The organism is Pedobacter sp. 01T416_2 (assembly GCF_056398925.1).
Genome location: NZ_JBFTQI010000117.1, coordinates 1 through 10,349, shown reverse-complemented (window position 1 = coordinate 10,349; position 10,349 = coordinate 1). Strand labels below are relative to the sequence as shown.

At 42.5% G+C, this 10,349-nt stretch carries 7 protein-coding genes and 1 pseudogene; 1 reads left to right on the top strand and 7 read right to left on the bottom strand.

Annotated elements, in window-relative coordinates; genetic code table 11:
• The 3 genes from AC1DPQ_RS07285 to AC1DPQ_RS07275 form a co-directional block, all read right to left on the bottom strand.
• Positions 1–1,472, bottom strand: a 1,472-nt coding sequence (locus AC1DPQ_RS07285; RefSeq protein ID WP_477608576.1) for a glycoside hydrolase family 2 protein, incomplete at its 3' end; no start/stop codon positions are given.
• Positions 1,473–1,832: 360 nt separating this feature from the next.
• Positions 1,833–2,807 carry a glycoside hydrolase family 5 protein gene (locus AC1DPQ_RS07280; RefSeq protein WP_477578089.1) on the bottom strand — a complete coding sequence of 325 codons (975 nt, stop codon included), beginning with the start codon at positions 2,805–2,807 and terminating at the stop codon, positions 1,833–1,835.
• 247 nt (positions 2,808–3,054) lie between these two features.
• On the bottom strand, positions 3,055–4,029 hold the full coding sequence (locus AC1DPQ_RS07275) for an NmrA/HSCARG family protein (protein WP_477578087.1): 975 nt from the start codon (positions 4,027–4,029) through the stop codon (positions 3,055–3,057).
• 99 nt (positions 4,030–4,128) lie between these two features.
• Here AC1DPQ_RS07275 and AC1DPQ_RS07270 point away from each other — a divergent pair, with 99 nt between their 5' ends.
• A complete protein-coding gene (locus AC1DPQ_RS07270) occupies positions 4,129–4,518 on the top strand; it encodes a winged helix-turn-helix transcriptional regulator (RefSeq protein ID WP_477578085.1) in 390 nt (129 codons plus the stop codon).
• 171 nt (positions 4,519–4,689) lie between these two features.
• On the opposite strand, the gene AC1DPQ_RS07265 is transcribed toward AC1DPQ_RS07270, so the two are convergent.
• The 4 genes and pseudogenes from AC1DPQ_RS07265 to AC1DPQ_RS07250 form a co-directional block, all read right to left on the bottom strand.
• Positions 4,690–6,834 (bottom strand): hypothetical protein, encoded by a 2,145-nt coding sequence (locus AC1DPQ_RS07265; RefSeq protein ID WP_477578083.1) that lies wholly within the window; start codon positions 6,832–6,834, stop codon positions 4,690–4,692.
• 5 nt (positions 6,835–6,839) lie between these two features.
• The gene (locus AC1DPQ_RS07260; RefSeq protein ID WP_477608574.1) at positions 6,840–8,144 is read right to left on the bottom strand and encodes a pectate lyase family protein; all 1,305 of its coding nucleotides are present in this window, start codon (positions 8,142–8,144) and stop codon (positions 6,840–6,842) included.
• Between the two features lie 46 nt (positions 8,145–8,190).
• Positions 8,191–9,903, bottom strand: a complete 1,713-nt coding sequence (locus AC1DPQ_RS07255) for a RagB/SusD family nutrient uptake outer membrane protein (protein WP_477608573.1) — start codon at positions 9,901–9,903, stop codon at positions 8,191–8,193.
• Positions 9,904–9,924: 21 nt separating this feature from the next.
• Positions 9,925–10,349, bottom strand: a pseudogene (locus AC1DPQ_RS07250) (SusC/RagA family TonB-linked outer membrane protein); the annotation flags it as partial.

Here is a 10,349-nt window from a genome sequence, read left to right as displayed (position 1 = left end):
TCATAAGGGCCTATATAAATATGAGTATCCACAAAGTCTCCATTACCCGGATCACCGGCCGCTTTCTGATAACCGGGATTGTTGTTAAATCCCGAATTTCCATTTACCAGTCGTGAGGGATCGTAATTTTTTACCCAGTCCGTAATCGCCGGTACATCGAAAGCACCCCAGTTCTCATTAAAGGGTACCCAGGCAATAATTGAGGGTGAGTTGTAATATTCATCCATTACCGCCTTGAGCTCCTTGCGAAAAACGGAGCGTACTTTTGCGGTATCCTCATTCTGGTACCAGATTGCAGGCATGTCCTGCCAAAGCAGCACGCCCAGTTTATCTGCCCAATAGTAAAAACGTTTCGGCTCGGTTTTCATATGTTTACGGATGAGGTTAAAACCTGCCTTTTTTGTAAATTCCAGATCAGATTTCAGCGCCTCCTCGGTGGGAGCGGTCAGAATTCCATCTGGCCAATAGCCCTGATCGAGAAGGCCAACCTGCATGATGAACTTTCCGTTCAGCAGCGGACGCATCACACCAGACACCTTGCCCAACCTGATGTCGCGCATACCGAAGTAGCTCTTTACCTCATCAACGGTTTCACCGTTCTGATCTTTGAGCGTGATTTTAAGATCATAAAGAAAAGGTTCATCGGGAGACCATAACTTTGGATTTGGGATGGGCAGATAAAAAGTCTTTCCGTTACTTCCCTGCGCCTGGGATACGATCTTATTGCCATCAAGTGCTACCGCGGATACCATAGAGGAATTTGCATCGACAGTTACCTTGAGCCTGTTATTTTCCAGATCGGGCAATAGCTTAATATTTTTGATGTGAGCTGCGCCCAACGGTTCAAGCCATACGCTCTGCCAGATGCCCGAGCTGAAGGTATAATCTCCCCGTGGTCCATTTTTGCCCGAAGGCATTCTGCCGTCATTGGAATCGTAAGCGGCAACAATTAACTCATTAAGCCCAGATTTTAGCAATGGGGTGATATCCAGCGAAAAAGCATCGTAGCCACCCGCATGAGACCCTGCCTTTTTTCCGTTAACGAAAATAGTTGCATCATGATCAACAGCCTCAAAATTGATTAAAATATTTTTACCCTTCCAATTCTGTGGGATTTCGAAACGCCTGCGGTACCACATGTTAACCTCCTGATTGCGCTCAATACCTGAGATCACAGATTCAGGGCAGTATGGAACAAGTATCTGTTCTTGTTTTCCATCAAATGCAATCGGCATTTTCGGATTGAATGCATTAAGTTTATTTTTTCCACCGATATAATCCCATTTACCGTTTAACGACTTCCATTCTCCGCGTACCATCTGGGGCCGGGGATAATCTGGARAAGGATTTTGGGCCGCCATCGCCTGCTCAGTCCACTTAGTTGGTAGTTTTGCAGTCTGGGCGCAAACATTTTCACCATATACCTGCAATAGTGTTATCAGGAATAGGATTGGCAAACCTATATTTTTCATATTATCTGGAGATTAGGATCTTTGATTCTAAAACACTAATATATTATTTTTCGTCAATCTAAATCGATTTATTACATAAAAAAACACCCAACAAGCATCTTTTTATTATGAAACTTTTTTTGAATGGATTATAAAGTTCATTCCACCTGAAGCCATGGACATAACATAAAAGAATAGGGAATCGCGACGTTCCTTTATGAACTGGTTGTATAGCGTTAATCAGTTCAGGGGATATCAATATAATCAGGGAAGTGCTCACAATCACAAGGAGAAATTGCCGGTTATCTGATGGGAATAATTTTCCGTTTGCGTGGAATTTTTCAGGAATGGCCTTATCTATTTAAGCCAGGAAACCTGATTTTATTTGTTCAGGTTCCGGAGCTTCGTCCTAATGTATTTCCCTGCCGGACTAAGCATTTCTGCCTTCCATTTTCCTTTTGGAGATGCACCAGGCATTAACAGTGCAGTTGTTTCTTTTTTATCGGTAATATTCCAGTTTGCCCAGCTCAATTTATTTTTCTCCATCCAAGAAAACCATTTATTGGTTTTACTGGTATCGAATATACCATCGCCATTAGCCTCGCCCACACCCCACTCTGTTACAAAAATGGGCAGACCAGCAGAAATTGCATCATCGGCCCGCCTCATTAAAACTTCTTGATGGCTTGGTTCAGACGCATAAAAATGAAAAGAATAAGCAATGTTGCTGAATCCTTTGATTGGATCTTTGGCAACCACATCTATATCCTGATCCCAATGCGGGCTACCAACAACAATTACATTTTCAGCATCGTATTTCCTGATCTCGGCAATTACCTGCACGGCATAATCCTTAACGGTTTGCCATGCCATTTTTTCTGGCTCATTAAATATCTCATAAATAATATTCGGTTTCCCGGCGTACCTTTTAGCCATTTTTGCAAAGAACATYTTTGATTGATTCAGATGCTCATCTGCATGGTGATCGTGCCAGTCAATCAGTACATACAGATTTTTCTTAATGGCAGCATCGATTGTCTCGGTTATGAGCTTTTCCTGTCCAAGGGGATCCTGCAGGTAACCATTATCTGGCTGAACCGCCATAGACACACGCAATAAATTGATATTAAAATCAGATTTAAGCCAGTTTACAACATCTTGGTTATAATACTTTTTGCCTCCCCAGATACTCCATGACAAACTTACACCACGGAGCTGTGGATCAATATTTTTACGGTTTAAGATTTTCCCACCAACAACTTTTAAGGCGCCGTTCCGCTCAACCCAGTTTACGTTTTGTGCAAAGGCAATGATGGTGGAAAAGGCAAAAACTGAAAGTAACAAAACTCTTTTCATAAGGAAATTTATTTAATACGGTACATTGACTGTATTTATCGGCAAAAAGTAAACCATCATCTAAACTGCTCTTATGGCTACCCCGGAGGTAATTTTACACAGAAAAACTGGTTAGAACTTTTGATGGTAGTATTTTAACCTGCAATAAGCTAAAAAAACACCATATCCCAACTAAATAAAATTTAAAATAATCATTATCAAACTATTTCCAAAGTCTACCTTCGATGAAGTAGGTGATTGAAAGCAATCAGTAAGTTTGCTTTTGGCCTTGCCATCCGGTACTGCACAGAAATTGTTCCCAGCTTAAACTGCTTTGGTTAATATTGCGGCTCCATAACAAATCACGTTCCTTGCCGAAATAACCATAATCGACAGCATATTCTGCCATTCCTAAAATTTCCTTTACCAAAAGCTCATTTGTACCGAATTCAGGGAAATGACGAAGCAGTGCCTCTTGTGTAAATGCGGAACTATAGACAGCCTTTTTACCGGTGACCCGAATAAATGTGTCTATCATTTCCCGGGGCGAAATAATGTCGCCGATAACAGGCAAAGATTTACCTGCATACTCATGCGGATTAGAAAATATCTCTAAAACCGCTGGCCCCGTAGCGGTAAGGGGATCAACAAATGGGGCACGAAAATCTTCAGGTAAATAAATCGGAAATACAAGCGTATCTCCAAACAATTTCGGGGGATAAAACTCCATTAGATTGGTATAGAAAAAGGCCATGTAAATAAACGAGCTGGTGATTGGAAGCGTGCGGATATATGCTTCAATCATTGCTTTATCAGTAAAATGAGGAGCAAACTTTTTTCCGTTTGTAATTTTTTCTACATTTTCCAAACTACTAAAGATAATATGCTTAACTCCGGCCTCAACCGCCGCATCCGCTAATTGTTTACCCAGCTCCATTTCGTGGGTATGCGGCGGCACAATACTTGGTGTCATGATGAAAACGCCTTCCGATCCCCGGAATGCTTCAACGAAATCTTTCTCATGCCCCAAATCAAGCGGTAAACTCAAAAGCTCAGCGCCCATTTCAGTCAAATTAAGTGCCTCTGGCGAATCTACACGGCGTGTAATGCCCCGTACACGATAACGCCCGCTTTGTAATAGTGTCAGTGCTGCGCTGCGCCCCTGTTTGCCCAAAACGCCAACGATAGTGATCAATGGCTTGTCTTTTTCGATTACCTCGTTTGCTTTAAAATCCGGTTTCATTTATATGATTTTATAAACTATAAAAATTATAGTTGCAAAACTATCTATAGTAATATAAATTTGCAATAACTATCCAAAAGGATAGGTTAAAACAGTAGGATGAAAACAGAATGTATTAGCGATTACGTAAAACTAAAGGAGGAAATTTATCCTTGTACGGTTAGCCTTGCAATGAGCTTGGTGGGTGGCAAATGGAAGGCGGTTATTCTTTATCATTTAAAGGATAAAGCAAAAAGGTACAATGAGCTTCGCAAAGACATACCATCTGTTACCGAAATGACATTGAGTCTGCAATTAAAGCAATTAGAAAAAGATGGCCTGGTGTCGAGAAAAGTTTACGGCGATAAACCGCCGATAAAAGTGATTTATAACCTAACCGATTTTGGAAAAACATTCACCCCAATTTTAGAAGCGATTACCTCATGGGGTAATCAGATTGCGATGCAAGAAGGCGAATTTGTTAAAAATCCTATTGAAAATAACCATTAACGATAACATACTGAAAGTCTAACAAAAAGGGTTGCCTTTTTAACGAGCAACCCTTTAAGGTTTTGGTCTTGAGCCCGGTTAATACCCGGCTCCGGACTAATAGCCTAACCTATTCGATTTCACATCCCACACTTCCCATCATACATCTCATCTTACCTATTCCATTCCCTCCTACATCATCTTCTTAAAGCCCTCCCATTGCACTTTCCATGTTCCATCTTTAGGGAAGCCAGGATTTGTAGTATTATTTCCGTCCCAGCCAGCACACATTAAAGCCACAGCGGTAAGTAAACCACCATTTCCAGGCAAATAAATGCGCAGGCGGTCGTCCTGGTAGTTATGGCCATTAATAAGGTAAGTATTGGTTTGTACTGGCATCAGCAAGGCATCAATCGCTTTTTCGGGCATTCCTAAGCGTGTGGCCGTCATGGCCGTCATCGGAAAATCCCATCCCCAGGTATCATTCCAGCTCCAGTCTTTCCAAACCAGATCAAAGGTTTTACGCATAGTTGCTTTATCCAATAAATTTGTTTCCGGCAACATACCAAATGCCCCCAATACGGAAGGGTGATCGGTTTTATATTCGGGATTGGTGTAAGAATCAGGCGCACTTTCTGCAGCCAGATACACGCCATTTTGTATTGGTAGAGGTGATAATTTAGCCATCACTTCATCCCATTTTGGGTTGCGTGGCAAACCTAAACGCAAACGCCATTCTTGAGCGGTCTTCAAACCCCATTCCCAGTAAGCCAGCTCGTATGTAGGGTTAAAGGTAGTTTCGGCCTTAAAACGCTCTTGGGCGGGAATTAGCCCAGGCCCGAGTACATAACATCCTTTTGCAGCATCGAAATGGGCAAATGAAGCCATAAAATCGGCTGTTTTAAATACAAGGTCTTTGTATTTCTGCAATACTTTTTCATCTGCATGTGCACGGTATTCGAGTTCGGCAAAGGTAATGAGGTGCGGCTGTTGCCAGATCAACATGGCACCGATTGATGAGGGGCTTTCATTCCCTTTATTGTCGGTCATTTTCTGCCAGCGTAAGCCATCAAATCCTTGTATCTGCGCAATTTTCTTTGCCTTATCCGCAACCTTAAAATACCAGTCAGTACTCCGGTTTAACAATTCTGGTCTGCCCCATAGTGCAAAATGAACCCCATGCCACCAATGCATTTCGAGGTGCGGTTTACCAAACCAGCTGTTGTAGGTTAAGCCGGTTTCTTGTGGGGGGAAATCGCCCGAACATTGTATTTTGGTGAGGTATTCGGAAAGGATTATTCTGCGTTCGAGTTCAAATGCACGTTTATCAGTACTTCCACTAAAATCGACCGCAGCACCACTCATCCAAAAGGCTTTCCATCGCTCCTGGCTATTTTGTTGGCTCAATCCAAAAGAAGGAACAGCCTGTGTGCTTCGCTGCTGTGAAAAAAGACAACTGAAGCTGAACTGTTGACTAACTTTATTGGGTGTAATGGTAAAATAATGTGCCTGTTTCTCCGTCAACTGAGCCTTACCCTTCCACGAAAAGGAAGTATAATAAACTGCAGAATCGATCTGACGTTTAATTACTGCCCCATCGGCACTTTGCGCCACTACTTGTGAATGGTGTTTGTTGTTATTGCTCCAATTATTTCCTACATCTGCCCATTCGCCAGTAGCTACGGGGTACCTAACCCTGATTTTTAATCTTCCAACGGCAATTAAAGGCGACGAAACCGATGCGCTGATCAGGTCAAGATCCTGATGTCCAACCGTAGTTACCTCAACAGGAATTCCTTCTAAGGTAAAGCTACTCTTAATTTCACCCGTCCAGGGGTTTAAGTTTTGGTTAATGTCTTTGATATCGTTGGCTTTGGCGAGCTGTCCGTTCTTTTTAATCAGATCGAAACCAATATTCCCCAATTGTAAACGGTGTACATTCTGGCGGAAATAATTAGTAGCCTCTTTAGCCCTAAGTGGTGTATTTAACTGTACGGTATACGGTACTTTGCGGCCGTATTGATCGTAATATTTATAGGCTTCGGTGATGTTAAACTTACCTTCATTTTTGTACGATCCCCATCCCCATTGCGATTGGGTACCAAGTGGAACGCCTTTGGCATAGCGATCCGGAAAACTTTGCAGCCCTGTAGCATCAACGGTAAAAGCAAAGCGACCATTGCCAACCGATAAGGAAGAAAGGGAGTCTATTTTTTTTACGATAACGGTATGCCGCGTTACCAATGCCTCCCGATCAATCTGTGCAAAAACAGTCGTGCAGATGAAGAGCATTACGAAAAGCATCAAGCGCTTAAATTGGTTTTTGATTCTACACATACCGCTTATTTTACTAAATCATTTAAATATTGCTCCAGGTTGCTATAGCCATTTGCATTAATTTTCTGGGCATCCATAGCATCTGTCGGGTTTAAGCGTTTTGATTTTTCCCAAGCATCTGGAATCCCGTCTTGGTCTGCATCCTTTACGCTTAATTTAACCAGCTTCGCCTCTGGTTGTCCCCCGGCATCGGCCTCCGTCTTAAATATAGCACCTTTTGTGCCAATACTTTTTAAATAGCCCATAATACGGAGGTCTACAGCATCTCTTTTTAATGAAGAACCTGCTTCTGCCAGAACTGTTTGATAAGCCTTTACTGCCGTGCTTATTTTAACACTGCTTTTTGGCAGAAGTGAAGGTTCTTTGAGAAGCGTGGCTGTTTCCTTGATAAAGTCTTCATCAGTAATGAGACGGCCATTTAGTTTTCCGTCCTTATTGAGGTCGGTATAATTATCGCGGTGGTAAACATGATCAGTTTTGCTGAACATGCTTAAAAAACTATCGGTAGAACTTGGTCCGGAGATAAAATAATTAKCTACGAGATCCTGATAATGAACAGCGCTCGAATGTCCGCCTACAAAACCACTTTTACCCCAGTTGTACACCACATTGTTTATAAATTCGATTTTGGCCTTTGCTTTGGGATTACGGCTCTGGTTGCCTGCAAACAGACAGTGATGCATCGTTACATATTCTGGCACTTCTAAAAGAGCGCCAAAACGTTGCGGATCGATACTCTCGGCAACCACACAATATTGTAGCGTTACATTTTTACTTTTTTTGATGTGCAGGTTATCCCAACGCCCCCATTCGATTGAAACATGGTCGAATATAATATCGTTCAGGTCATCGGCAACTACCGTACACGAACCTTTAGACATGTTAATGCTGCCCCTAAAACGCATATAACGCACGATGGTCGAATCTTTAAAAGAAACACTATTACCATAAATGGTGACTCCCTCTTTTGGAGCGGTTTGTCCGGCTATGGTAGTTCTTGGCGATACGGCAATTTTGCCACCGATTTTGATGACACCTGAAACATCAAACACAACCGTTCTGCCCGGTTTGCTAACCGCATCTCTAAAAGAGCCGGCACCGGCATCGTTCAGGTTGGTTACATGATACACTGTGCCTCCACGACCGCCAATGGCAAAACGGCCAAAACCTTCCGCACCAGGAAAAGCCAGTTGCTGCGCTTTGGCCATATGCACCGTTAAGCCTAAAAACAATATACATACTAAACTTTTAAAATATTTTTTCACACTATGGTAGGTCATCAACTGACCGGGTTTCTTTCTATTTAACATTAGGTAGATTTTAATTGCGATTTATATAATAGGATGATGTAGGATCTTATTTTAATTTAAAAGGTAAATACCAGTTTTCTTTATTGGCCAAACGCGAGCGTACCAGAGCAGCCGATGCGCCATCGCCTGCGGCTTCAAACTTGGCGGCAATTTTATCGGCCAGATAATTTGGCTCAGTAGCCTGCCTGCGTAAAGCGATGCGCAACAGATCTTGCCAGCGATAACCTTCGAATGCGGTCTCTAAGGCTTCCTCCTGCATAATCCGGTCTTCTACTTCTAAAACGGTATTGGCTACGGTGATTGGATAATCCTGGTTTACAGCACGACCCCTGATGCCCGAATTACGGTACCAGTTGCCCCGGATGGTTCCACCATCGCCATTAAAATCAAAAGGATAGCTATCAGGTACGCCATTATAAAGTGCTTTGGTACCAAAAGCAGCTTTAATTCCACTGTTTACCAAAGCACCAGCCAAAACCCGTCGATCTAACCGGTTGGCCGCCTCTGCATAACGCAGATGTAAAACCGCCGCGCGGTAAATTACCCAAACGCCTGTTTTATCAAAAGGTGTGCTTAAATTATAATTCTGCGAATATTTTAATACCTCAGGCTCAATGCCATTCACTAAACGGTACGACATATCTAAACCTCTTCTGTCGGTTAAACTTCCATCTGTACGGACCTGGTTGTTCCAGTTGAGGATTGACAAACTGGATGGTTTGACCAGATAATCGCCTGATTTTGAAAACAGTGTAAACAATGGATTGCCCGGTGAAAAGTTACTACTAAAAGGCAATGTCCACATCCGTTCCCAGTTGGCAATACGATCGGCCAATGGTGCAGAAAATATCTTTGTCCATGGATTAAGTACAGCTGTGGTTTTTAAAGAATGATCCTGCGAGTTGTCATCACCTACTCGATAGGTATCGTACAAATCGATCTGCTGGTCGCTGCCTGTACTCGAATTGGTACCTGTTTCCATTACATCTTTATAATAACCTGCAGCTTTGAGGTAATTTCCTTTCCAAAGGTTCAGGTCGCCTAAAAATGAGCGGCGCTGGATAAAAAACTTAAAAACACCATCTTTAACGATATATACATCCATTGGCAAAATGAGCGTTGGACTTGCTGCTGAAGTATTCTGATTTAAATATTCTCTCGGAGTGGCTTCTGTCTCAGCTATTAGACGACTTAACAGATCTTCAAAAGCGAGTTTTGGAAACTTGCTTTCATCCTGCAGGTCGGCAATGGTGGTTAAGGCATCGGTTACATAAGGAACAGTGCCATAATGGATGCCCAATTGCAGGTATAACCAACTGCGCAGAAACAGGATATCAGTATAACGTTGGTAATACTGAGTATTATCCAACAGCTTTTTCTCCCGCATGATGTTGAAGTTCTTCAGGGCATCATTGCAGTTGATAATAACTTCGTAGAAAGGTTTCGGATCGGCATAGGGATTATCGGCTGCAACGGTTTGCGTGCCCAGCTGTTTTAAATAGTTATTGGCATTGGAGGTTACATCCAGCAAATCGCCACGCAGCTCATTCAAGAGCATGTATTTATCGGCAAGCTTCGCAAATTTGCCATAAATGCCCAATACAGCTGCATCGGCATCGTACACATTTCTATAGGTTTGCGAAGCTTCTAAGGCATCTTCGGGTTCAATATCGAATGCCTTTTTACAGGACAAGATGCTGCTCAATACCAGTAGGAACAATAAACAGCTGGTAATGGTGATATATAAATTCTTATTCATCTCAATATTTTTCTTTAAAAGTTACAAGCCGATTCTAACACCCAGGAACATCGATCTAAAGCTGGGTTCTAAACCTATATCTACACCTCTGGCAAATACGCTATTTCCGGCACTAAACTCAGGGTCGTAACCCAGATAATTAGTCACGGTAAATACATTATTGGCGATGGCATAAACGGTTGCCGAACGGATAAAATTGGCTTTTATAGGCACATTGTAGCTTAAGGATACGGTTCTTAGTTTCAGGTATGAACCGTCTTCGATCCAACGGTCGGAAAAGCGGCTATTACGCGATGGATCGGCCCAGGATGCACGCGGCACATCGGTTACCTGTCCACCAACCCGCCAACGGTTTACCGCCGCAAGGCTTTGGTTGTTGTAACCGTTCATGCTTTCTAAAATGGCACGTGTACTATTATAGATTTCGTTGCCATAACTAAAAGTGA

Excerpts from the sequence above, each read along its gene's own strand:
- AC1DPQ_RS07275 (WP_477578087.1), bottom strand. The coding sequence starts at position 4,029 with ATGAAACCGGATTTTAAAGCAAACGAGGTAATCGAAAAAGACAAGCCA.
- AC1DPQ_RS07270 (WP_477578085.1), top strand. The coding sequence starts at position 4,129 with ATGAAAACAGAATGTATTAGCGATTACGTAAAACTAAAGGAGGAAATT.
- AC1DPQ_RS07265 (WP_477578083.1), bottom strand. The coding sequence starts at position 6,834 with ATGTGTAGAATCAAAAACCAATTTAAGCGCTTGATGCTTTTCGTAATG.
- AC1DPQ_RS07255 (WP_477608573.1), bottom strand. The coding sequence starts at position 9,903 with ATGAATAAGAATTTATATATCACCATTACCAGCTGTTTATTGTTCCTA.